General features: G+C 40.2%; 25 protein-coding genes, 5 tRNA genes, 1 other RNA gene and 2 pseudogenes. 8 read left to right on the forward strand and 25 right to left on the reverse strand.

Features of this window, described 5'->3' with window-relative positions:
- The first annotated feature begins 124 nt into the window (after positions 1 to 124).
- Complete coding sequence (locus tag ABLT31_RS22490; RefSeq protein WP_367755924.1) at positions 125 to 505, forward strand: GNAT family N-acetyltransferase; 381 nt, start codon at positions 125 to 127, stop codon at positions 503 to 505.
- A 199-nt stretch (positions 506 to 704) separates the two neighbouring features.
- On the opposite strand, the gene ffs is transcribed toward ABLT31_RS22490, so the two are convergent.
- Positions 705 to 969: signal recognition particle sRNA large type (gene ffs / locus ABLT31_RS22495), an RNA gene on the reverse strand.
- 735 nt (positions 970 to 1,704) lie between these two features.
- Between ffs and ABLT31_RS22500 the strand changes: the two genes are divergently transcribed.
- The 6 genes from ABLT31_RS22500 (at position 1,705) to ABLT31_RS22525 (ending at position 3,458) form a co-directional block, all read left to right on the forward strand.
- Entirely contained in the window at positions 1,705 to 2,349 is a 645-nt protein-coding gene (locus ABLT31_RS22500; protein ID WP_367755926.1) for a hypothetical protein, read from the forward strand.
- 472 nt (positions 2,350 to 2,821) lie between these two features.
- Positions 2,822 to 2,896: transfer RNA gene (locus tag ABLT31_RS22505), tRNA-Asn, on the forward strand.
- Positions 2,897 to 2,903: 7 nt separating this feature from the next.
- Positions 2,904 to 2,992 (forward strand) — tRNA-Ser (locus ABLT31_RS22510).
- A 1-nt stretch (position 2,993) separates the two neighbouring features.
- Positions 2,994 to 3,069: transfer RNA gene (locus tag ABLT31_RS22515), tRNA-Gly, on the forward strand.
- Positions 3,070 to 3,078: 9 nt separating this feature from the next.
- Positions 3,079 to 3,155, forward strand: a tRNA-Val gene (locus ABLT31_RS22520).
- Positions 3,156 to 3,382: 227 nt separating this feature from the next.
- Positions 3,383 to 3,458 (forward strand) — tRNA-Ala (locus ABLT31_RS22525).
- A 191-nt stretch (positions 3,459 to 3,649) separates the two neighbouring features.
- Here the strand turns inward: ABLT31_RS22525 and ABLT31_RS22530 are convergent.
- Positions 3,650 to 3,889 (reverse strand): hypothetical protein, encoded by a 240-nt coding sequence (locus tag ABLT31_RS22530; RefSeq protein WP_367755928.1) that lies wholly within the window; start codon positions 3,887 to 3,889, stop codon positions 3,650 to 3,652.
- A gap of 588 nt (positions 3,890 to 4,477) precedes the next feature.
- On the opposite strand from ABLT31_RS22530, the gene ABLT31_RS22535 reads away from it, so the two are divergent.
- Positions 4,478 to 5,134, forward strand: coding sequence for a 2OG-Fe(II) oxygenase (locus tag ABLT31_RS22535; protein ID WP_367756144.1), 657 nt, complete (start codon positions 4,478 to 4,480; stop codon positions 5,132 to 5,134).
- A gap of 359 nt (positions 5,135 to 5,493) precedes the next feature.
- Here ABLT31_RS22535 and ABLT31_RS22540 read toward each other — a convergent pair whose 3' ends face one another.
- From ABLT31_RS22540 to ABLT31_RS22655, 23 genes and pseudogenes are all read right to left on the reverse strand, one after another.
- Positions 5,494 to 6,342, reverse strand: coding sequence for an SDR family oxidoreductase (locus ABLT31_RS22540; RefSeq protein ID WP_367755930.1), 849 nt, complete (start codon positions 6,340 to 6,342; stop codon positions 5,494 to 5,496).
- Positions 6,336 to 7,415, reverse strand: coding sequence for a mannonate dehydratase (gene uxuA / locus ABLT31_RS22545; protein ID WP_367755932.1), 1,080 nt, complete (start codon positions 7,413 to 7,415; stop codon positions 6,336 to 6,338). Before uxuA ends, ABLT31_RS22540 begins: the two co-directional genes overlap by 7 nt.
- Before the next feature lie 36 nt (positions 7,416 to 7,451).
- A complete protein-coding gene (locus tag ABLT31_RS22550) occupies positions 7,452 to 8,468 on the reverse strand; it encodes a zinc-binding alcohol dehydrogenase family protein (protein ID WP_367755934.1) in 1,017 nt (338 codons plus the stop codon).
- Positions 8,469 to 8,638: 170 nt separating this feature from the next.
- A complete protein-coding gene (locus ABLT31_RS22555) occupies positions 8,639 to 9,346 on the reverse strand; it encodes a GntR family transcriptional regulator (RefSeq protein ID WP_367755936.1) in 708 nt (235 codons plus the stop codon).
- An 81-nt stretch (positions 9,347 to 9,427) separates the two neighbouring features.
- Positions 9,428 to 10,705, reverse strand: coding sequence for a TRAP transporter large permease (locus ABLT31_RS22560; RefSeq protein WP_367755939.1), 1,278 nt, complete (start codon positions 10,703 to 10,705; stop codon positions 9,428 to 9,430).
- Positions 10,705 to 11,265, reverse strand: a complete 561-nt coding sequence (locus ABLT31_RS22565; protein ID WP_367755941.1) for a TRAP transporter small permease — start codon at positions 11,263 to 11,265, stop codon at positions 10,705 to 10,707. Before ABLT31_RS22565 ends, ABLT31_RS22560 begins: the two co-directional genes overlap by 1 nt.
- 84 nt (positions 11,266 to 11,349) lie before the next feature.
- Positions 11,350 to 12,408 carry a TRAP transporter substrate-binding protein gene (locus ABLT31_RS22570; RefSeq protein ID WP_367755943.1) on the reverse strand — a complete coding sequence of 353 codons (1,059 nt, stop codon included), beginning with the start codon at positions 12,406 to 12,408 and terminating at the stop codon, positions 11,350 to 11,352.
- 498 nt (positions 12,409 to 12,906) lie between these two features.
- Complete coding sequence (locus ABLT31_RS22575) at positions 12,907 to 13,218, reverse strand: MTH1187 family thiamine-binding protein (protein ID WP_367755945.1); 312 nt, start codon at positions 13,216 to 13,218, stop codon at positions 12,907 to 12,909.
- A gap of 117 nt (positions 13,219 to 13,335) precedes the next feature.
- Positions 13,336 to 13,657, reverse strand: a pseudogene (locus ABLT31_RS39040) (zinc-binding dehydrogenase); the annotation flags it as partial.
- A 180-nt stretch (positions 13,658 to 13,837) separates the two neighbouring features.
- The gene (locus tag ABLT31_RS22590; RefSeq protein WP_367755951.1) at positions 13,838 to 14,158 is read right to left on the reverse strand and encodes an ABC transporter substrate-binding protein; all 321 of its coding nucleotides are present in this window, start codon (positions 14,156 to 14,158) and stop codon (positions 13,838 to 13,840) included.
- A 3-nt stretch (positions 14,159 to 14,161) separates the two neighbouring features.
- Positions 14,162 to 14,311 carry a hypothetical protein gene (locus ABLT31_RS22595; RefSeq protein WP_367755953.1) on the reverse strand — a complete coding sequence of 50 codons (150 nt, stop codon included), beginning with the start codon at positions 14,309 to 14,311 and terminating at the stop codon, positions 14,162 to 14,164.
- Entirely contained in the window at positions 14,299 to 14,469 is a 171-nt protein-coding gene (locus tag ABLT31_RS22600) for a hypothetical protein (RefSeq protein ID WP_367755955.1), read from the reverse strand. The genes ABLT31_RS22595 and ABLT31_RS22600 overlap by 13 nt, the downstream gene beginning before the upstream one ends.
- A 115-nt stretch (positions 14,470 to 14,584) precedes the next feature.
- Positions 14,585 to 14,983, reverse strand: a complete 399-nt coding sequence (locus tag ABLT31_RS22605) for a Na-translocating system protein MpsC family protein (RefSeq protein ID WP_367755957.1) — start codon at positions 14,981 to 14,983, stop codon at positions 14,585 to 14,587.
- A gap of 30 nt (positions 14,984 to 15,013) precedes the next feature.
- Positions 15,014 to 15,139 carry a hypothetical protein gene (locus ABLT31_RS22610; RefSeq protein ID WP_367755959.1) on the reverse strand — a complete coding sequence of 42 codons (126 nt, stop codon included), beginning with the start codon at positions 15,137 to 15,139 and terminating at the stop codon, positions 15,014 to 15,016.
- A gap of 267 nt (positions 15,140 to 15,406) precedes the next feature.
- Positions 15,407 to 15,499 (reverse strand): annotated as a pseudogene (locus tag ABLT31_RS22615) (AraC family transcriptional regulator); the annotation flags it as partial.
- A 342-nt stretch (positions 15,500 to 15,841) separates the two neighbouring features.
- Entirely contained in the window at positions 15,842 to 16,354 is a 513-nt protein-coding gene (locus tag ABLT31_RS22620; RefSeq protein ID WP_367755961.1) for a DNA topology modulation protein, read from the reverse strand.
- Positions 16,355 to 16,679: 325 nt separating this feature from the next.
- Entirely contained in the window at positions 16,680 to 17,039 is a 360-nt protein-coding gene (locus ABLT31_RS22625) for a hypothetical protein (protein ID WP_367755963.1), read from the reverse strand.
- A 263-nt stretch (positions 17,040 to 17,302) separates the two neighbouring features.
- The gene (locus ABLT31_RS22630; protein ID WP_367755965.1) at positions 17,303 to 17,818 is read right to left on the reverse strand and encodes a VOC family protein; all 516 of its coding nucleotides are present in this window, start codon (positions 17,816 to 17,818) and stop codon (positions 17,303 to 17,305) included.
- A 227-nt stretch (positions 17,819 to 18,045) separates the two neighbouring features.
- Entirely contained in the window at positions 18,046 to 18,831 is a 786-nt protein-coding gene (locus tag ABLT31_RS22635) for an arylamine N-acetyltransferase family protein (RefSeq protein ID WP_367755967.1), read from the reverse strand.
- A 239-nt stretch (positions 18,832 to 19,070) separates the two neighbouring features.
- Positions 19,071 to 19,589: a DUF2269 domain-containing protein gene (locus ABLT31_RS22640; RefSeq protein WP_367755969.1), complete on the reverse strand. Its 519-nt coding sequence runs from the start codon at positions 19,587 to 19,589 to the stop codon at positions 19,071 to 19,073.
- Between the two features lie 2 nt (positions 19,590 to 19,591).
- The gene (locus ABLT31_RS22645) at positions 19,592 to 19,798 is read right to left on the reverse strand and encodes a hypothetical protein (protein ID WP_367755971.1); all 207 of its coding nucleotides are present in this window, start codon (positions 19,796 to 19,798) and stop codon (positions 19,592 to 19,594) included.
- A 367-nt stretch (positions 19,799 to 20,165) separates the two neighbouring features.
- The gene (locus ABLT31_RS22650; RefSeq protein WP_367755973.1) at positions 20,166 to 20,549 is read right to left on the reverse strand and encodes a VOC family protein; all 384 of its coding nucleotides are present in this window, start codon (positions 20,547 to 20,549) and stop codon (positions 20,166 to 20,168) included.
- Between the two features lie 547 nt (positions 20,550 to 21,096).
- Positions 21,097 to 21,936, reverse strand: coding sequence for a DNA-primase RepB domain-containing protein (locus ABLT31_RS22655; protein ID WP_367755975.1), 840 nt, complete (start codon positions 21,934 to 21,936; stop codon positions 21,097 to 21,099).
- Positions 21,937 to 22,103: the final 167 nt, after the last annotated feature.

Here is a 22,103-nt window from a genome sequence, read left to right on the forward strand (position 1 = left end):
TAAACGTTGACAAAAATTGACGAACATTGTCGAAATGGAGCATAATGTATTCGGGTGATAAAACATGGTATATTCTTTTATTTCTGATGTGCAAACCATTCTTGACCAATATTCTATATATTCTATGGAAACTATTGAGCCTGATCATATCACGATCTGTACCGACCAGATGATGAAAGATCCAGGATTTGCATATGATAATAAAGTATTGGACCTGTTTGTTGATATAAAACATCATATTTTGTTCATTGGACTATTGCGCATACCGACAAGTTATCGAAGACAACATATTGGTCTGAGTATTGTCGAACAACTGGAATCATGGGCCAAACAGAATGGGTTTACCTTGTTCCTCGATAGTTGTGAAGAAAGTGTTCCTTTTTGGAGAAAATGCGGATTCCAATCCATATGCAGCCAAGACGGTTTTTATGTAATGGGCTTTGGAGATGACGATCTAAAAAGCAAGTGGAAATACGGGCAACGCCTATTTCATGAAATTCACTAAACCCTAACCTTTTAAGCTTTTATATAAGGTGTAAGTAAAGAGGGCGGACATATTATTTACATAGAGGAGGGTCTCCCAAAAGCAAAGCTTTTGAGAGATGCCCTCTTTTTTTCTGTTATCGAACCTCCTGATAAAACAAAAAGCCAATCCCTTTAAGTTAGGAATTGGCTTGCATCGAGCTTATATGTATAATAAATCACCGTGCACCCATCCTGGATACGAACATCCGAGCGTTACTTATGCGGTTAGCTCAAATCAGGCGCTCCACCGGCACATCGAAGACTCCACTTATGGCTGCTTCCTTCCGGACCTGACCAGATTCATGGGCTTCCATTGCGTTGGACCCAATTCTCAACACTACCTGCACAAGGCAGACCTCACATATTCGCACCGCAGATGGGAATTCAACCCCGCTAAGGCGGATTGCGGGTTACAGGGCACCGCCAACTCCCCATCTAGCACGGTATGTATTGTTAATTGAGTCCCACAGATGCCGTTTCTCCATTTGTTTTTTCAACCCGCGCTCTCGCAGGTGGGTTTCCGCAGGTTGACCTTTCCGCGATCCCAGTTTGGGAAGAGTTTTGTAGACTATGGTTAGAGGGGGTTAGGATGTCCTATATCTTAATAGTTTAATCCTGAAATGGAGTTTTGAATATTGACACAATTCGTTGGATTATCTTCCGTTAAACGCTCTGTTAGCAGAATACCCTTGCCTACTCCATCAAATCTATTATCGCGCCTCTAGACAGTCCGGATTTATTTTCGTATCCTGAACACATATATTTGAAGTGGAGGTCTTTATGGAAAAAGAAACACCAGAATGTCCCATATGCGGATTCCATCTAATATGGAGCTGGGGCAAATGGAAGTGTATCAATTGCGGTCAATGGAATGGATGTTGAGGTGATCCGGGAGATGATCCTGCCGGGTTGCAGGAATAATATTGAAACAGCCCCACAATCCGATTATGGACAGTGGGTTTGTAATAATTGAATTTCAGGAACAAAAAGAGGAGCCGATTTCATTACGGCTCCTTAACTATTGACTTTGCTGATAATATCTGATGATACATATAAATGCCAAATAATGATGATGTAAGATTGAATACCAATCCTGTTTTTTTATGCACATCGATAGGGATATTTAAAAGGATTTTGCTCATGCTAATAAAGTCATATAACAAAAAAGGAGCAAGATGAATGAATAAGCAAACCCGTCAGGAAGTAGATAAAGAAGCAAAGAAAATAGTACAAGAAGAAATGTCACGTGAAATTGGGGTGATCAGATCCCAATTAAATGAAATAATAGATTCCTTACATCAACAAACAAGCAATACCTTCAACCCTAATGATTTAATACAACAAATTCAGCAATTATTTGAAGAATCTCAACACCAACTTCGAGTGATGAACCAGCAACTAACTGATTTTATTCAAAAAGCGACACCGCTTTTGAACCATAGCGTTCAACAGTACAAAACCAATCCAAATATAAGTCAACAAAACACTTCAATGTCCCAGTTTTACAGTCAACATGGCAACGGACAAATGCAACAGACAAAAAGCCAAAAGAATCAAATGTCCCATCCAATCCCACAGCAAGGCTATGGGCAAAATCAATTTTCTGCTCAAAGTCAATTTAGTCAAAACATTCACCCAGCAAGAATCAACCCGACTTTTAATAACATTAGTGGACAAAGGATAATGAATCCAAACGGCCAAACTTTACCTGCTTCTTTTAATCAACTAAATAGTTACGGTACCCTAACGCCTGACTATTATGGGATTGGACAAACGAACAATCAATACCAAACTACGCAAAATTTCCAAAACCGTAATTTTTAGAAAGTCCGTGTTTAATAATTCGTGCTATAACTATCTTAACCCTCAAACAACTGAAGTCAGGGTAATCAAAATCCGGGGTCAAGAAGGCAGATCGCTACGACCCCATTCTCAACCACACCTATTATGAAATGACTGCCCATTACGGATCTGCTATTTGCCTACTCGCCTGAGAAAGCCAAAAGATAAAGCAAAGGGAAAAAATGGATTACATGAAATCAAAAAGCGCGGATATAACTCAAGCGATTCCATGGGGGCAAAGGGAAACTTACACTCCTTCCAAGAAGCCACACCATATTATGGTCGCTCTACTATGCTGCCGTTGCCATTACGCTCTTGTATCTACAGGTGTCGATTGCTCACCCTCTCCATAGAAATCTACATTTTTATTTTTCATTTACATTCATACCAAAAAATCACGTTTGATTTTAACACCATAATCTTATATAATCTTTTTTGTCAGCAAGTACAACATTCCTCAGTAGCTCAATGGTGGAGCAACCGGCTGTTAACCGGTAGGCTGGCGGTTCGAGTCCGTCCTGAGGAGCCAATATCATGGAGGAATACCGAAGTGGTCATAACGGGGCGGTCTTGAAAACCGTTAGAGTGCAAGCTCACGTGGGTTCGAATCCTACTTCCTCCGCCATGCGGACGTAGCTCAGTTGGTAGAGCACAACCTTGCCAAGGTTGGGGTCGCGAGTTCGAGTCTCGTCGTCCGCTCCAAATTAATAAGGACGATTAGCTCAGTTGGTTAGAGCGCTACGTTGACATCGTAGAGGTCGGCGGTTCGAATCCGTCATCGTCCACCATATGCTGGAATTATATCGTTGTCCTCGGAGAGGGCACCATCTGTACTCATTACCACTACGTCGAAACAGCTTCTTCGATGAAATGAGATCGTTGTACCCGAAGGGTGCACATATTATGGCAATCTTGGTAACCAATCCAGTGATTGCCACCGGCAACGGAATGCTTACCGAACGGGTCAGGTCCGGAAGGAAGCAGCCACACGTAGTTATTCCGTGTGCCACTTATTGGGGCATTAGCTCAGCTGGGAGAGCGCTACACTGGCAGTGTAGAGGTCAGCGGTTCGATCCCGCTTTGCTCCACCATACATACGATTAAAGCCGCCTAATTCTTTAGGCGGCTTTTTACTATTGGATTTACCTCTTTTTGTCACAACGTTTTCCTTGTCTAATCAAAAACAAAAAAGTCTTTATTGCATTAGCAACAAAGACTTTTTTGAACTCCAGCTCACAAATTAGAATTAGGTAATGACCTAAAAAGATTGCGATGTTTTGGATTACGCTGCATCACAGTCAAAATAACGCCAACGATCATGGATAAAAAACAGGAATACCTCAAGAAGGTAATTCTCCACACCCTGCTCAGGCTGACGAACGTAACGACAAAACCATTGATTTTGATCAATATCAATAACGAATGCATGATTTCCTGTTTGGTTTAGAACGATTTCATGAATATAATTCAAGATCTTGCCCTCCTTCAATCGATAAGCTTGTTTATCCAGGATATCTTTCATAAAAACGAAACCAATAATATTGAAATCTTCTTCTTAAAATGTTGTTATATTATATTTTATTTTACCATATAGGGACATAAAATTGTATCTAAGGACATAAAACGTCCCGATAATCACAAAAAAGGCATTGCATCACCTAAATGGAGAAATCTATCTTACCCGTGGGAGTAACATTCTTATTCATTATTCCAACTAGTCGTAATGAATAGGTTTTTTTATATTGATATGCACGTTATAAAAATAATTTCAATTACCCAATTTACGTATCTTTCATGCTCTGATAAAATCTTATCATTAGGCTGCACAAGTGACTTATTCTTCTTTGCTTTATTCCTCCCCATTCGAATTGGAAAAAAGGTAGCTTCATCAGCGATCCGATTCTTTCCCTTATTTTTAAATTACCAAATTGAATTTTGAAAGCAATTTAAAAGAGCATATGCTCAAATGGTTAAGGAAGTTGATGCATCAACATCTTAGTTATAATTCTTAATTTTGAGGTGATATATGAAAAAGAAACTTACAAATTTTACAGATGAAAAAGTAGCGATTTCTGCCGCGTTGGAGCACTGCGATTCGCCAAATCCAGTCATGAGCGGAGATGCTAGCGAGTTAACGATTAAAGAACAAACCATCTTTAATCACATTGGAAATAAAATAAAAACAGAAGATAGAGAGATTAACATCATTGCTAGAATAGATGAACCACTCATCGTCATTTTAGGTAATGTTTTAAGTGCCGAAGAATGTGATGAGCTCATTAGAATGTCAAAAGAGAAAATGGAGCGTTCAAAAATTGGTGCGTCACGTGATGTAAATGAAATAAGAACAAGTAGTAGTATGTTTTTTCAAGAAGGTGAAAATGACCTGATTACTAGAATTGAAAAAAGAATATCCTTTATCATGAATATACCTATTGAACATGGAGAAGGGCTGCAAATTCTTAATTATCAAATGGGTCAAGAGTATAAAGCTCATTTTGATTTTTTCTCATTAACAAATAAAACAGGAAATAATCCTAGAATCAGCACACTCGTCATGTACCTAAATGATGTAGAGCATGGTGGAGCAACTTTTTTTCCAAAACTTAATTTTTCCGTATCTCCACATAAAGGTATGGCGGTGTATTTCGAATACTTCTATCAGGATCAGAATTTAAATGATTTAACTTTTCATGGTGGCGCACCCGTTATAAATGGGGAAAAGTGGGCTGCAACACAATGGATGAGAAGACAAAGATTTGCATAAAAAGGCTTGGGGAATAAGTCACGTAAACTGCAAGTTAAATTTCGCGTATAAACATCAGCCTATGCACTCATTTTAGTATTACCACCGAGTTTTTCGGGTTTTGATTGATCGCTCACTACATCTCGAGTTGCCATAACAAATAAAAAGGGATAGATAGTCTATCCCTTACTTTGATCTAAAACTTTTCTAACTACAATCTTGCCAATGGTCATGAATTCTTTTCACACCACATCTTCCAATTGACCAACAAACGCCCCTCACAATATAAGAGCATGGTATAACGACATAGCATCCTTTTGGTTGTTAAACACAAAAAAGGAATGGGTACTTTTCGTCCCAATCCTCCATATCAATCCTAATTAAACTCCGGAATAAGCCATGAAGCCGCCATCAACCGGAATGGTAACTCCGGTTACAAAACCTGACATATTCTCATCCGCTAACCACAACAAGGTTCCCAGGAGATCATCAGGATGCCCGAACCTTCTCATCGGAGTATGAGAAATGATTTTATTAGATCTTTCTGTTAAAGAACCGTCTTCGTTCTTTAATAGATTTCTGTTTTGTTCTGTCAAGAAGAATCCCGGTGCTATCGCATTGACTCTGATCCCCACTTCAGCCATGTGAACGGCTAACCATTGTGTGAAATTGTCTATTCCTGCTTTAGCAGCACTATAGGCTGGAACTTTCGTCATTGGGCTTGGAGCGCTCATGGATGACATATTGATGACAATGGCTCCCTTTTTGTTGATCATCCTTTTGGTGAATACTTGAGTGGGGATGAGTGTCCCAAGAATATTCAAGTTAAATACATGACCAAATCCTTCCACACTCAAATCAAAAAATGTCTTGATTTCTTTATTCTCAAGATCTTCGATCTTCAAGGTTTCATTCGTAGTCACACCGTTCGGATGGTTTCCTCCCGCTCCGTTGATCAAAATGTCACAAGCTCCAAACGCATTGAAAATCATTTCTTCTGCACCCTTTACACTTTCTGCTTCTAGCACGTTGCAGGAAACGGCCAGCGCTTCACCGCCTGATTGCCTGATTTCTTCTGCTACCTTTTCTCCCTTTTCTGCCGTTCGGTTAAGAATGGCTACCTTGACTCCCTGTCTGCCCAGCTCTTTAGCCATAGCACTGCAAAGGACTCCGCCTCCGCCCGTGATGACTGCTACTTTGCCTTTCAGGTTTTCATTGATTCCTAGCATGTCCTGTCCTCCTTCTTAGCTCTTTCCAATGCATCCCAAATGCCCCATAAGTACATAATTCCCATAGCTCGGTCATAAAGTCCATAGCCTGGCCGGCATTCCTCATCCCAGATATGTCTTCCGTGATCCGGTCTGGCATAACCGGTAAACCCATTGTCATGGTAAGCTTTGACGATCTCAACGATATCAACGGAGCCATCGGTTGTTCTATGGGAGGTTTCGATAAAATCGCCATTTTCATAGACCCTTACATTGCGAATATGGGCAAAAGGAATTCGATCGGCGAATTCTCTTACCATCTCCGCTACATTGTTATTGGGATTGGCGCCTAAAGAACCGCTGCAAAGCGTTACGCCATTGTATGGATTGTCTACGAGTTTCAGGAATCTCCTAATATTCTCTTGGCTTGTCATGATTCTTGGCAAACCGAAAACCGACCAAGGCGGATCATCCGGATGGATGGCCATTTTAATATCGTTTGCCTCAGCTACTGGGATTATCTGCTCTAAGAAATATTGCAAGTGATTCCATAAATCTTCTTCCGTTACATTCTTATATGCTCCGAAAAGATCAGTAAGATGCTTTAATCTCTCCGGCTCCCATCCGGGCATGGTAAACTCGGGATTGTCTGCAATTTTTCGAACCAGCTCGATCGGATCCATATTTTCAATCTTTGCTTTTTCATAGAAAAGCGCAGTCGATCCATCTTCCAATTTTTTGAATAAATCGGTTCGAATCCAATCAAAGACAGGCATAAAATTGTAGCAAATCACCTTTACGCCGACCTTTGCCAGCTTTTCAATCGTTCTCTTGTAGTTGTCGATATATTTATCTCTCGTTGGCAGCCCCAGCTTGATATCTTCGTGCACATTCACGCTTTCCACGACATCGATGTGGAATCCATGCTTATCCGCCAGATTTTTGACCTCAATGATTTTCTCCATAGGCCACTCTTCCCCTGCCGGAACATCATGAAGAGCCCAGACAATCCCCTCTACGCCAGGAATATGTTTAATATGATCAAGCGGAATGCGATCATTTCCTTCGCCAAACCATCTAAATACCATTTTCATCGCTTGGTACCTCCATAAGAAAAATTAAAGCTTCTATTAATATTCCAAAACAATTTTGGTTACTTCATTCGGGAAATTTTTAGCCGTTTGAAGAGCTTTTTCGATTTGCCCAAACGGCATGATCTGGGTAATAAAAGCTTTTGCTACATCCGGGTTTGAATGAAGAAATTGAATGACTTCCGGAAATTTATTTACACTATGTCGTGTTCCATGAATTTCCACATCTTTCTTTGTTAATAGCTGTCCGGGAAACGTTACGTCCTTCCCTGTCAATCCGACGATCACGATACGCCCTCCGGGACTGACTAGGTGAATGGTTTGTTCAATCGTTAAGGGAATGCCTGCTGATTCAATCACCACATTCGAGCCTTCGCCATTCGTCAAATCCTGAATAGCCTCAATGGTATCCCGTTCTTTCGGATTAACCAAAACGTCCGCTCCAAATTTTTGAGCCAATTCAAGTCGTTCCTTAACCAGATCAACGGCAAACACCTTCACATCATATTTCTTCTTGATTTGGGTAAGGATCGTCAATCCTATAGGCCCCATCCCTATAATGGTAACCGTTTGGCCGGGCTGCAGATCAGCCCGATCCATCGCTTGCGCTCCAATCGTAAAAGGCTCACAAAGGGAACCTACTTCAAAACTCATGTCATCCGGCATCCCATGAACATGATTTTCCGGAACAACAAGGAAATCCGCAAAACCGCCGGCACGGACGGAACCGATCATCCCGATATTTCCGCAAGCATTGGTTTTGCCGATACGGCATGGATAACATTCGCCGCATGGTACGGCAGGTTCAACCACCACTCGTTCCCCTGGTTTTCTAGTGGTCACTTTTGATCCTATTTCTTCTATAACCCCCGCCAGTTCGTGTCCAAAAATTTGCGGATATCTTGCATAAGGGTTTGATCCATCATAAAAGTGAACGTCACTGCCACAAATGCCTGAAGCCTTCACGCGGACCAAGACCTCATGGGGCCCAGGCACAGGACGCGGCACCTCTTGAAATTCAATCGTAAATGGTTTTGTCATGACAGCTGCTTGCACAGTGTACTCCCTCCTAAAGTCCAAAAGTTCTATTTGTTTTCTTTTACTCTAAAACATTTGTATACCATCAACCCAATACTAGGACACTTGTATACAAGATAGTATTAAAAATATGATTCTATACCACTGACCGATCGCAAAAAGTATAGAATCAACAATAAATCAACATATTATTGAGCGCTAAAATAATGAGAGTACTTTTGAATAATTCTTGGCAATTCATCCTTCAGCTGCTGCAAATGATGACTCAACAGCATTTCCGTCTTTTGCTCATCATTCGAAGTAATCGAATGAAAGATGCTCGTGTGCTGTTCTATTAATTTAGTCATCTCATGGGCTTCTTTCAATTCCAAATAGCGCATCCGATTGAGATGCCCCCTCATTTGAGATATGACGGAAAGCAGCGTGTGATTTTCAATTTGTTCAAGAATCAGATGGTGAAACGCTTCATCTAAATGCAAAAATTCAATGGACTCTCCTTTGGCCGCAGCTTTATGTTGATCTTCTAACAATTGCATCGTCTCGATTCGCAATTTTTTATATCTCTCTTCATTTTCATTCCAGTTTCTAGCAACCGCACGAAACGCACTTTTTTCTAAGCTTTCCCGGACAAACCGCGCTTCTTCCACTTTTTTTGAAGAGATATAGGCCACGCGTGCCCCACGTTGCGGCAATATTTCAATCAATTCATCTTTAAGAAGCATCAGAAAAGCTTCGCGTATTGGTGTGCGGCTCACCCCAAGAGAAGCAGCCAATTCATTCTCATAAATCATTTGCCCCGGCTCAAAACGCAAGGAAATAATTTCATCCCGGATGGCCTTATAGGCCACTTCTCCCAGAGTTTTCCGATTGGGTGAAGAAATTTGGTTTAAACCCATTGCTTATCTCCTTCGCTAAATGGGATATTTTTCACTATTATAAATATAATTGTTTACTTGTATACATGTCAATGTAACCTCTTATGTCAACCATCCAAGCGGAACAGTAACAATCGACGGGAACAAGATCAGCAGGAATAAAATAATAACTTCGACGAGCAAAAACGGCCAAATTCCCTTCATGATATCTTCCATCCCGATTTTGCCCACCCCGCAAGCCACGTTCAATACGGTACCTACAGGTGGTGTGAGTAGACCGATACAGTTGTTCAGGATGAATAAAACGCCAAAATAGACTGGATCGATTCCCGCTTGATCAATTATAGGCATTAATACCGGTGTAAGAATTAGAATCGTTGGCGTAACATCCATGGCTGTTCCGACGATTAAAACCAAAATATTAATGAGGATCAATAGCAGAAGTTTGTTTTCCATGAAAGGCCCGAGGACATCCGTTATCATCCCTGGTATATTCGCTACCGTAATCAACCACGCGGATACCATAGCTGCTGCCGCCAAGAACATCACTACACTGGTTGTTTTGGCTGAAGCGACTAAAACGTGATACAAATTCTTGATGGCTAATTCCCGATAAATGAAAAGACCGACGAAAAGGGCATAAAATGCGGCAACCACTGCTGCTTCCGTTGGAGTGAAGACTCCTCCGCGAAGCCCCAAAATGATGATGGCAGGCAAGAGAAGGGCCCAAGCCGCTTGTTGTGTAGCCTTAATCATTTCCTTTGCTGATTTGCGCGGAAAAACTTCCACTTCATCTTTTCGGACAACCCACCACCAAACAGTGGCCAGGCCTACTGCGATCATGAGCCCGGGTACAATGCCCGCCATAAAGAGCTTGGAAATGGATACTCCACTTGTCACTCCAAAAATAATCATCGGAATACTAGGAGGGATAATGGGTGCGATAATTCCGCCAGCCGCAATCAGACCGGTGGAACGGTTCCTATCATAACCGGCTTTTACCATCATAGGGATCAAAATGGCTCCAAGCGCTGCCGTGTCGGCTACTGCGGAACCCGATAACCCTGCAAACAAGACGCTTGCAATGATGGCTACATAACCCAATCCTCCGCGGATATGCCCGACTAGCGCCAGGGCAAAATTGATGATTCTCGATGAAATCCCGCCGGCATTCATCAATTCACCCGCAAGGATGAAGAAAGGAATGGCCATAAGCGGAAAGTTATCCGCCCCATTAATGAGATTCTGAGCAACGATTTGACTATCAAACATATCCAGAAAGAACATCAAAGTGACGCCGCTGAACAGCAGGGCAAAGGCGATCGGCATCCCAAGCGCCATAACAGCCATTAGCGAACCGACAAATACAACCAATGTCATTACCTTCTACCCCCTGAAACAGCATGTTTTTCGTCATGAAAGGCTTCCAGCATCTCTTCTTCAGACTCTTTCATGAGAGTCAATTTATCAATCGCACCTTTTTCAAACAGAGCGCGGTAAAGATTATAAATAAGGATGATACCCATAGCTACACTCATGACAACGCCAATACCATAAATGAACGACAGCGGCAATCCGGTTGCAGGTGCTGTACTATCCATGTTTAGCAAGGTCATTTTCCAGCTTCCATCCAATACTAACCATAAAATATAAAGAACTAATAGATTGCTTACCACATAGGCTAGTTTTTTCAAGCCGGGCGAAAGTTTTTTGACCAGCATATCCACCCCAAGATGTTCATTATCTTTCAGCGCTCCGATGGATCCGAGGAAAATCATCCAGATGAATAAAAAACGCGCCATTTCTTCCGACCAGGTAATGCCCGAATTAAACGCATAGCGCAATACGACATTTCCGAAAACCAGAAGAGCCATAAACGCCAAGGAAAACGCCATTAGAACATTTAGGGAATTCTTCAACCAATTGGATATTCTCTTCATCCGATTCCCTCCTTTAATTCCTTATTAATAAGATCATCATCAATGCTTTAGGGGCCACATGTCGGCCCCTTAATACCAAAACCATTACTTCGCTTCTGCTTTAATTTTTTCTACCATTTCTTTTGCCCATGGATACTTGCTGTAGATTTCGTCATAAAGCGGTTTTACAGCAGCTTCCATATCCGCTCTGAATTTGTCGTCCGGTGTTGTGAATTGAACGCCTTTTTCCTGAAGGAATTTTTTATCTTCTTCAAGACTCTTGGCATAGAGCTCCCATTCATAATTAGCCGCTTCCACTGCAGCATCTTCTAATATCTTTTGCTGATCTGGCGTTAACTTTTTCCACAATTTATCGCTTACAATATGTTCTAGAGGACTAAAGATGTGGTTGGATTCCAAAATATCACTTTGTACTTCATAAAACCCATTTGCTCTTACTGTAGCAAGGGCATTATCTTGTCCATCCACGACTTTTTGCTCCAAAGCTGTAAACACTTCACTCAATGGCATCGGAGTTACATTCGCTCCCATGGCTTCACCGACTTTAATATAGGTAGGGTTATTAGGCATTCTTAGACGCAATCCCTTAAAGTCTTCCATGCTCTTGATGGGGCTATTGCTGCTGAACGCTTTAAAACCGTTTGCACTCCAAGCAAGGACTTGTACGTTTACTTTGCTTTCTAATTCTTTTGCGATTTCCTCACCGATTGGTCCTGTAAACACTTTTTTCGCATGCTCCACATCTTTCATTAAAAAGGGCCAATCACCGACAGCCATTTTTTCTACATCGCCCGCCATGACCGTAGAAACAACCGCCATTTCCACTGTCCCATTACGTACGCCATCATATATTTCCTTTTCCGCGCCCAATTTATTATTATCGTAAATGTCAACCTTCAGCGTACCTCCGGATTTTTCCTCGACGATTGGCTTAAACTTCTCGCGCAGTGCTACATTCAACGGATGGTCTGTTCCAAAAACGGTTGCAAGCTTCAACGTATGAGTTTCTGCTTTCGGTGCGCTTTCAGCCGCTCCTCCACTTTGCGGTTGAGCTGATTCTTGTCCACCCCCGCAACCTGCCAAAAGAACGGAAGTTGATAAAATTACACTGCTTAATATACCAAACATTTTTTTACTTTTCATAATGACCCTCCTATAGCTTTTGTTTTTTTGCAAACCCTTACAACATTTAAAAGTGTAATTGCATTAAGCTTTAATTTTTATATCACTGGTTTCCCCATGGCCCGCCCTGTTTTCTCATATAACTGAGCAGCGAGTGTTAACCCCCCTTATTTCCACTCCCTTAAAAAACTTGAACACTCAAGCTTATTTTTGGGAATTGTCATTTCTTCATTTTTTACTAAAAGTAAAGGTAAAACGCTTGCAGAGGTGAAAATCAGCATGGTTCATTTCATAATGCCTTTTCTTTAACTATTGATATACTATCATCCTAGGACACTTGTATGCAAGTATTTTTTAAAAATTTAATCAAAAAAATTAAATGTTATGTCTGCTTAATCAATGAAAATTGTCGTATTGGCAAAAACAAAAAAAGTCTTTATTGCATTAGCAACAAGGACTTTTCTTGAACCACTGGCTCACAATTTAGAATGAGGTATATAGATTTAGGATGTTATCTTATCAGGGCTGAATTAGTTTTTCCTGGATAGACTTCATCTTTTGATCCATAGAGGAAGCTTTATCTCTTCGTTCATCAATGCGAATGATCGTATTTACCCGCAGCGCCCCTTTGTTGAAGGGATGTTCATGCATTCTTTTCACCACGGAAAGGATATCATTTAGTTCTCCCTCGATAATCGTTGCCATCGGCGTTAATTGATATTTTATAGGCTCTTCCACAGACTCTAAAATTCGCTGTACATCTGCTATATATTCGCTTACACTTGGTGAGCCGGTTCCCAAAGGCAGGATGGTTACTTCAACTATAGCCATGATTAAGACCTCCGATTTTTATTTTACTCAAATTGATACACATCCTTATTATTACAAATTGCTGCCACTTTTTCAGCTATGAATTCATGATTACCCGGAAAAGAAAATGGATGCCTTTTACACAGTGATGACAACCTTTCCTTGAGCGTGTCCTTTTTCGAAATACCTGATAGCTTCGGGAACTTCACTCAACTTATAACATCTATCAATAACTGGTTTTACTTTGCCGGCTTCAAGAAGTTCTTTCATAAAAACGAGATCTTTTTGGTTTGGTCTTTGTAAAATGGAATCAGGTCATAACGCTGCGTCTTTTTTTAAAATCTTCCTTTATATAATCGATGACAAAGTCTGCACCAATCGATCGTACAATGTTTAAATTTCTCGTACTGCACACACCAGTTACCTCAGCCCCGAACGCTTTGGCAATCTGTACCGCGAAAAATTAAAAGATATTTTAGTCAGCTATGGCCATTCGAGAAATTTTCGAGAGATTAAACGCAAGGTTCGAGAGATTTTTATTCTATTTCGAGAGATTATTGCATTGGAGGTTATTCTATGAAGGATGTACTCCTGCACAAGGCTTATATTTTTAAGTTAATTTTCATTTTTTTTAAATACACTAAATCCAAATGTCTGCCGTTCCCGCCAGCAGCGCTGCTGCTCCCTTGTCGGAGCCTTGCGAGGTGACCATGTCCACCTTTAGCCCTTCTTCTTCAAAAAATCCTTTTTCCATGGCCACATACTGCGGTGCGTAGAAGATGGAGCGGATCACCTCGGAGAAGCGAACCGTAACCGGTTCGGAAGGCGGCGGGGCACTGGTCCCTTCCTGAGCTGGAGGGGCTTCGGCCGGGGTTGAGGATGGAGTGGAAGAACCGCAGCCGGTTACGGCAAGCAGGGTCAAGCATACCACTAAACAATTTCTGATCCAATGTTTCTTCATCATTTATACCTCCTCGTATTGGTTAATGGCTGGAACTAAAAAACGATCCAGCTCCATGGCGGAAGCCAGCTCAATCACACACTCCGTCATCGTCATGCAAACCCCGGCCTTTTTAACCGGCTTGCCTGCTTCTCCGAATATCACCCCGGGCATTTCGATGGGCTTTTTCCCGGAATATGGGACGCCTTCATCACCACGAAGGGATTCTTGCCTTCCGTGATTTCCTTCCAATCCTTTACCATTCTCCGTTGGTAGATTTGGTCTAAAGCCAGCAGTACGGAATGAACCGTGGTCGTGTCTGATTGATACATGGGTTTCCCCTTTTCTTTTTGAGAGATTTTTTGACAAATAAAAAAACGCCTACCTCCACCAACCCCCCTTCTGTACCGTTGCAACAGAATAGAATGATTTTGTGTCGATAAGCGGTCATAAAGCTTCGGTCGAAACCCTATTACCTGCTTCGTTGGCCCATGACTCCAGGTTTTCCATAAAGACGATGACCGTCAGCGCTTCTTCTGTGCGAGGGTCATAGTCCCTAAAAATTACCTTGACCGGGAGATGGAGATGTTTCTCCAATCGCTCGGCAAGCATGGCCTTATTCTCTTCAATAATGGCAATATCCAGTATGCGTGTCAGCAAGCGCTGCGATTCATCCAGGACTTTCAGCGGCTGGATCCGCTTATGGGTAGCATAGATGAACACCCTGTCCTCCATGATCTCCACTCTTTGGGAACGGATACCGATGCCGAAAATCTCTTGATTCACCGTGTTGTACAGCTTCAGAATCTCCAGCTTGAACTGACCGGGCGAAATCCTGGTCTTCAATGGATCACTCCTTCCGCCTTCCGTCCGGGACTAGTCCCAACGGACAACTTCTCGATGAATCGGGAAGCCGAATACTTTGTAGGTGGTGATCAAAAAGCGATTCCCCCGCACCATATCGTTTTTTATTTTCTTCTCGATTTTCATCCAAGTCTTCATGGCGTCCCTCCTCGTCTTTCATGCTTTTATTATACAAGCTTCGGGAGGGCTTTTCTTCGTTTATGTGAGGGAATCTGACACAAATTATATTTTTAAATTGAATGCTTGTCAGGATCTTTCCTTAGCTAATCCATACCTACTTAGTAGCTCTACATATTTTCTCCTGCCTTCTTCCTATCTCGATTTGAAATTTGCGTAATAATAGGGATGATTTAAGTGTTCTTCTATTTCAAAATCGACTAATTGTTGCTTCTTAAATTCTTGAAGATGACTACTATTTCTGGCTTCTGAAGGCGTTACACCATGCAAACTTTGAAAAGCTCTGGTAAAAGAGTCCAGTGAGCTGTATCCATACTTTATTCGCAACATCAATTATTCTTATGGATATGAAAGCTTCGTTTTCGTTATCTAAAAAATCAATCCATCTTTTCTCTGCCATTTCATACGATAATCCCGCTAAATACTCATCTGGCACTAGCCCACGATAGGTAGTTCTCCAACTATTAACATAAACTTGTGATATACCTTTTATATCTTCTTTAGTTGCTTTCCTAATCTGCAATTTAAGCACCTCAAATTTGGACTAATGCTTTCAAAATAAACATATTTAACTAAACTCCTTTACCTCAATACAAAAAGAAAAGACCGCCTAAGCAGCCTTCCATCCCTATAGAATCCCAATAGCTCAACAAGAATAGATCCTTATTTATTTTGCACTTCTTTTAAGAAACGGTGAACTTCTTTGGGGGATTTTAAGATAATAACTTCTTTATCATTTAACAATTGTTCAAGTCTTTCTAGAATGCTTGGTCTCTTAGTCTTTGGATATTCCCAAATCCATTTAAAAAACTTAAAGGAAAATCTTTCCTCGCAACCTTCACTCATATCTGGTCTTGTTCTATTACGATATTGAAGAATTCTTTTAAATACTCTAAAAACACATATTATCCTCGATATATCTAGAAAAATTATTGTATCGGCAGCATTAAGTCTAATGTCCATTGTCCCGCCATAGTTACCATCAATAATCCAGTTCTCTTTTTTAACCAATTCATTTTGAATTTTTCTTTGTTCATCTTTAGGAACACCGACCCAATTTGGTTTCCAGAATAATGAATCCAGATGATAAACATCGATTTTTAGCTTTTCTCCTAAATTCCTTGCTAAGGTTGACTTTCCTGAACCACCTGAACCAACTATTGCAATTTTTTTCACAATCACCCCCCTCACCATTACAAAAAATAATTTCTTCAATTTCCTCTCTCAATTATCTATATTTTATTATTATTATTAAGCAACCCTCGAATAACCGCTTAACCAATCTACATGTATCCTATCTTCCAATTTTATGACCAATCCATAATAAACACCAATCATTAGACCATGATTTAGTTGGAATACAGAATCTTGTCCAAGAAATCCCTGTAAGTTCAGTGTTAAAACCATATATACAAGCGAAAAAAGAGCAGAAAACAACCAAATTGGCATGATTTTTTCCTTTAACAGAACTAACAAAAGTCAAGGATGCTCGATACACTTTTTAGAATAATGATAATTGACCGTCATCTTTGGTCTTTTTTATGCTCTTTGTGGTTTTTTGTTCAATTTCTTTAGGCGATTCGATAGGGGGTGCTTTTACCCCTATCCCTTTATAAGAATGTTCCTGTACACAGACAGGACAAATATAAATGACATTTGGCAATCGAGATTTCGCCAACTTCATTCGTTCATCTAATGGAAACCCTTTATCTTGCGAACATCTCCCGCAAAGTAACTCCATGTTCTTCTCTCCTTTCTTTACAAACAAACTATATCTCATCTTATCATCACCATAGGTATCACTAAAACACCTAATTCCAAAAGAAGCAATACAAACATGGCTGAAATGGCAATAACTCATATTCCAAGGATGGAACATGAGCTTACTTTGCATTTCTTTGCTAATAACTTATACAAAATAATGACATTTAGGCAGATCAGCTGGGGTACAACCTAACGTAAATCTTTGTGAGTAGTTTTGTATTTGGTTTTTTACTTTAATTTTATAGAAACTTCTTTATAAATTAAATGAAAACTCTCATGTAGATTCAGATTCTAGTTATTACGCTAACCTCCCGTTACTTCAATAAGAAAAGCCGTCAGCAATGGCAGCCTTTATATTACTTATAGATCTTTTTGATCAACATTTAGTTCAATCAGATTACCATCTGGGTCGGCACAGAAAATTTGTGCGAATCCACTTTTTCCGTATGGTTTTTCAAGGATTTCAACTTCATTCTGTTTTAACCATTTAAGAGTGTCATAATAGTTCTCGACTCTAAGGGCAAAGTGACCTTCTCTGCTGGATAAGCTTTTATCCTGACGAATCGTCTGTGAAGAGGGATCGACTATCAAGTGGAGTTGCTGTCCCTCTATTTCATACCAGGCGCCTGGAAAGTCAAAATTAGGACGCGGTATTTCTCTTAAACATAAAGTTTTCCCATAGAAATCTTTTGCTCTTTCCAAATCTGTAACAGTAAGACTTACATGATGGAGGTATTTATATTTAATCAAAACCTTCACTTCTTTCATTTCAATTAATTTATTTTTTGCGTTATTCGTTTTCCGGCTAAGATGAACACTACGCACCGCAGCTGGAGCAACTCCAACATTGATCGGGTAAGTTAAACAATTCGGCAACTAGATCCAACAATCCTTCTTCAACTAAACTCCCTCTAGCGGAACAAAAAAAGGACTGCCGAAGGCAACCTAGTTTGTCGAACAGTCGATCCCCGTAAGCTCAAGCGTTACTTACTCAATTTTTGTTGCAGAAAGTTAATGAATGAACATTTCCAGTTAGAGAATTTTCCGATATTTGTTTAGCGACACCTGCGTAAACGAATTTCATTTAGGTTAAATACGGGTTCTCATAGTTCTAGAAATCCAAAATGTTGTTTTGCTAGCTCTTTATATTTAACGTTGTCAATCTGTTCCTTTTTCGATTTTCCATTAATCCATTGTGTGAAAGAAGTATCGGTTAACGTTACACTCCCATCGCTTTTAAGTTGGGTAATTATTGGGGTTTTGTTAAATGGTGATTCTTTGTGCTCAATTATGATTCCTTGGACTTCATTCAATTCAGATAAGCTCTCTAATGGTCGTTTTGTATCAAACGCATAGCCTATTTTCCAATCTATATCTTTATATTTTAGTCTCATTTCAAGTATATAATCCCCATAATCACTTTCCATTGCTTTGACTCGAAATTCTCCATTCACAGAGGAGGTTATTTCTCCATTTAGTGGTACAGGCTTTAGTGGTAGGTTTCCTCCAAAGCCAGTATCAACCAAGTACGTTTGACCTTCATGTTGCAAAAGAATAGCTACATGAGTTCTCCCAAGTTTTGACCAGTCCTTCGTTGCACTATTGTATACTTCTCCACGAACTAACACTGCATTGAACCCATTTTCAACGAAGAAAAAATAAAGCAGAGGATTCAATTGATAGCAAAGACCACCTTCATTTTTTACGAGAATTTTGTTAATCAAATTCTCTTTTGTTATTGCTCTTGATTTATTCGAAATGATGTATAAATTTTCAAAAGGAATGGTTGTTGCTGTTTTTTCAAGAATGTTATCTAATGTTTCAAATGTAAGTTTTTCGTTCTCTGGAATACAAAGTCTTTTACGAAATAATCCATTCAACTTATTCATTTTGAAGATTCCCTCCATTGTTTTTACTCAAAGATTGGCGATATGTTTAGTAATCATATTGACGAAATATATGTTATATCCCTTCACCGCATAATGAATTCTGCCCTTTATTTGAGCAAACAAAAATAGGATCGAGAACTTCTCTACGACGCTCTCGAATCCCGTCAATAAAATTAGAAAAGACTGCCGATGCAGCCTTCCTGCGCTATAGATCCCCGGAGTTTAGCAACTTGCTTCAATTACGGCTGCGACTCCGTACTCCGCTCATGCAACTTACGCCATCCGTAGGGGGTAATGCCCCGTGGTTTATACACGGACAGAATTGTGATTACAAGTAACACTATAAGGGCACCAACAGCGTGTCCTAAACCTGCACCCATCGCACGAAGCTCGATAATGGATGTCGTCGGGTCAGATGCTACGGCAACCATGCTATTAAGTGTCTGCGTGAATCCTAGCAAGATGACGGTAGCAAACACGGTTAACAGGAGTTTGAACACGACCCAATAATGTCGGAATAATCCCCACGAGGTTCCAAGTGACATAACAAGTCCAGTGAGTAGCGAGGTGAAGGACAATGGTACAATGACGTATAAAGTGATTGGTTCTAATGCGAAATAGGCGGCACGCACCATCTGTACATCTTGATTTGTCCGAGTTACAACCGCAAGAGATAGGTAAGATATGACCGCACCGAGCCATCCAACCGAAGAAGTGATATGTGTGGTGAGTGCGAACTTACGGAGGCGGGGTGTCATAATTATGGCTGTTGCCCCCTTTCTTCTACGGACGAAAAGTGGCGATCAGGACCGTGATTTCCACCGATGCCAGTGAGTTTCATGATGACAAACAGCAGAAACAGAGCGATAATAATACCCCCAAAGACCTTTACCCAACGTGGTGTTGGAGGGGGCGATTTACGGTCAGCCATGGGCATGTCCTCCTCTGATGTGCAAAATTTTCTCATTTAATTTTATCATTGAGATACCTCCCTTAATTTTCATGTTCTCTCAGTGCTAAATCCAGTATAGCACTAATTTTATGAACAGAAGATGAACGGATAATCACTTCTTATTCAGCTTTATTGAATCATCCTTCCAAATAGTTGAGCAACGACAAAAGGAGCAGTTGTATATGCTCCTCCGCAATCGATCCCCGATAGTTTAAGTGAACTTATTCACAATGTACATTTATATTGGGAATGACAACAATGTCATTTATTATTAAACCTTAAAAATGTATAACCCTGTCCTAAAATTAGGACAGGGTTAACATAAAGTTGTTGTTTAATGTTGATAAAAAACACTTCATCGAACAACTATTTCGACATAAAGTTACTTCTGCACTATCTGAATAAGGTTGCCGCATGTATCGTCGAAGACAGCTATTGTGACTTCGCCCATTTTTGTCGGCTCCATAGTAAACTTCACGCCGTTTTCCAATAATCGTTCGTACTCTTTACGAATATCTGCAACGCCAAACATTGTTGCTGGGATGCCTTCGGCAAATATCTTCTTTTGATACTCTTTGGCGGCTGGATGGTTATTCGGTTCGAGCAAAAGCTCGGTACCTTCTTGGTCCTCGGGAGAAACAAGCGTTATCCACCTAAATTCTCCTGCGGGAACGTCATGCTTTTTTACAAAGCCCAGGGTTTCTGAATAAAACTCCAGTGCCTTGTCTTGATCTTGTACGAATATACTGGTAACAATAATTTTCATACTGTTTTTGCCTCCTTTGATATTTGCCATGTATGTTGCTCTGGTAACAATCTGGCTACAAGCAAAACAACCCACACATTCGTCAGAAGTCTTGTTCCGAATTTATCATAGCACTTTAATCAGTATCTCGAAATCAAGTCTTCCATAATCCTGCCCGCAGCAACGAAGCAAGGGACGGATGCTGATCCTGTTCCCCTACTATCGATCTCCGTTGAATAGAATGTAGAATTACCTAAGATAAGAAAACCTTATAAAATACTAGCGTTTCTGAACTTACCTTTTTCACGTCCTTTCATTATTTGCAAATTATAAGGTTTCAATAATCAAAGTTCCACTTTAGAGCGAACAAGATGGTTTTTAGTTGCATCAGGGTTATTGAAGTAAACTGCCCGCTCAATAACAAAAAGGAGCATTGGTGTAGACTGCTCCTTAACAATAACAATTTAGCTCAATGTAAAAAGCCTCCGGACATTCCAAAGGCTCTTCTCTTTCATTAATCTTATTTTGCTTTTTCTTTGCTTCTAAATCTTTCAAATGGTCTCTATTGTCAAGGGTGAACACGCATAATATAAGATTTTAAAGCAAGTTTATTTATTAGTTCATCTTGCGTGAACGGATTTTTCCTTCCCCATTGGATGACCCGAACCAAAAAGGGCCTTTTAGGATTTTTCATATGGTAGAAGCCGGGTATGCGCATGACTCTTGATAGATCTGTAATCTTTGGATCGGAACCGAATTTTTGGGCTAATGCTTTTTGAATAGGAACGAATTTGCTTATGGATCCACCTTTAATGACCCAATAAATGTGATATCCGTTGTTCGTTTCGATGATCATCGCATTCCTAATTTGGTTCCAATGCTTTTTAAGAAACTCTTTTTTCAATTGTGCGATTCTCCGTTCGGTTCGATGAGCTAAAAGTTGGTATTGACCTTGTTTATTTTTATAGACCGTAATCGATTGGATCTGTTCTGATGGATTGGATTTTATGGATTGGATTTTCTGCTTCACTTGTTCATTCGTGTTTAAACACTCTTTAATTTTGTTGAGATCTACATCAATAAACTGTGCTCTGATTTCCTTAATTTCTCTACCCTTTTTTCCCCTGTAGTTAATCCCCATAAAAACAGCGTAACCTCTTGCGTTTTGACTGAGTAAATGGATGGGTTTGTTGTACTTGGAAAAGAGTGTCATTTGAGGTGCCCATTTTTCCATGTGCTTTAGAGGTTTTTGCAGCGTGACCGCTGGTTTATACCTGCGTTTATCGTCATTGACTAAAACAAAATACAGACGCTCGTTCTTCTTGTAGCCAAGTTTTTTAATAAAATGGTGTACTTGGCTGGAAGTTTTTCGAAGGAGGTTGGAATATGTGTTTAAACCCGGTTTCATGAAATCACATCCCTCTGGCTAGCATTACACTTTAATTTCTTATCTAAACAATCATATTCTTAAAAAATTAAACTAGTGTAAACCAGGGAACCTATTTTTCGAAACGGTATACTTTTTTGCTATGCATTCTACCATTTTTACTTTTATTCCGTTTTTAGGTGACGCAA

The organism is Ammoniphilus soli (assembly GCF_040813775.1).

What these genes read in the sequence shown, in the direction of transcription:
- ABLT31_RS22490 (WP_367755924.1), top strand. Translation starts at nt 125, where the DNA reads ATGGAAACTATTGAGCCTGATCATATCACGATCTGTACCGACCAGATG.
- ABLT31_RS22500 (WP_367755926.1), top strand. Translation starts at nt 1,705, where the DNA reads ATGAATAAGCAAACCCGTCAGGAAGTAGATAAAGAAGCAAAGAAAATA.
- ABLT31_RS22530 (WP_367755928.1), bottom strand. Translation starts at nt 3,889, where the DNA reads ATGAAAGATATCCTGGATAAACAAGCTTATCGATTGAAGGAGGGCAAG.
- ABLT31_RS22535 (WP_367756144.1), top strand. Translation starts at nt 4,478, where the DNA reads ATGAGCGGAGATGCTAGCGAGTTAACGATTAAAGAACAAACCATCTTT.
- ABLT31_RS22540 (WP_367755930.1), bottom strand. Translation starts at nt 6,342, where the DNA reads ATGCTAGGAATCAATGAAAACCTGAAAGGCAAAGTAGCAGTCATCACG.
- uxuA (WP_367755932.1), bottom strand. Translation starts at nt 7,415, where the DNA reads ATGAAAATGGTATTTAGATGGTTTGGCGAAGGAAATGATCGCATTCCG.
- ABLT31_RS22555 (WP_367755936.1), bottom strand. Translation starts at nt 9,346, where the DNA reads ATGGGTTTAAACCAAATTTCTTCACCCAATCGGAAAACTCTGGGAGAA.
- ABLT31_RS22560 (WP_367755939.1), bottom strand. Translation starts at nt 10,705, where the DNA reads ATGACATTGGTTGTATTTGTCGGTTCGCTAATGGCTGTTATGGCGCTT.
- ABLT31_RS22565 (WP_367755941.1), bottom strand. Translation starts at nt 11,265, where the DNA reads ATGAAGAGAATATCCAATTGGTTGAAGAATTCCCTAAATGTTCTAATG.
- ABLT31_RS22570 (WP_367755943.1), bottom strand. Translation starts at nt 12,408, where the DNA reads ATGAAAAGTAAAAAAATGTTTGGTATATTAAGCAGTGTAATTTTATCA.
- ABLT31_RS22575 (WP_367755945.1), bottom strand. Translation starts at nt 13,218, where the DNA reads ATGGCTATAGTTGAAGTAACCATCCTGCCTTTGGGAACCGGCTCACCA.
- ABLT31_RS22590 (WP_367755951.1), bottom strand. Translation starts at nt 14,158, where the DNA reads ATGAAGAAACATTGGATCAGAAATTGTTTAGTGGTATGCTTGACCCTG.
- ABLT31_RS22595 (WP_367755953.1), bottom strand. Translation starts at nt 14,311, where the DNA reads ATGCCCGGGGTGATATTCGGAGAAGCAGGCAAGCCGGTTAAAAAGGCC.
- ABLT31_RS22600 (WP_367755955.1), bottom strand. Translation starts at nt 14,469, where the DNA reads ATGTATCAATCAGACACGACCACGGTTCATTCCGTACTGCTGGCTTTA.
- ABLT31_RS22610 (WP_367755959.1), bottom strand. Translation starts at nt 15,139, where the DNA reads ATGAAGACTTGGATGAAAATCGAGAAGAAAATAAAAAACGATATGGTG.
- ABLT31_RS22625 (WP_367755963.1), bottom strand. Translation starts at nt 17,039, where the DNA reads ATGAGTTATTGCCATTTCAGCCATGTTTGTATTGCTTCTTTTGGAATT.
- ABLT31_RS22635 (WP_367755967.1), bottom strand. Translation starts at nt 18,831, where the DNA reads ATGAATAAGTTGAATGGATTATTTCGTAAAAGACTTTGTATTCCAGAG.
- ABLT31_RS22640 (WP_367755969.1), bottom strand. Translation starts at nt 19,589, where the DNA reads ATGACACCCCGCCTCCGTAAGTTCGCACTCACCACACATATCACTTCT.
- ABLT31_RS22645 (WP_367755971.1), bottom strand. Translation starts at nt 19,798, where the DNA reads ATGAGAAAATTTTGCACATCAGAGGAGGACATGCCCATGGCTGACCGT.
- ABLT31_RS22650 (WP_367755973.1), bottom strand. Translation starts at nt 20,549, where the DNA reads ATGAAAATTATTGTTACCAGTATATTCGTACAAGATCAAGACAAGGCA.
- ABLT31_RS22655 (WP_367755975.1), bottom strand. Translation starts at nt 21,936, where the DNA reads ATGAAACCGGGTTTAAACACATATTCCAACCTCCTTCGAAAAACTTCC.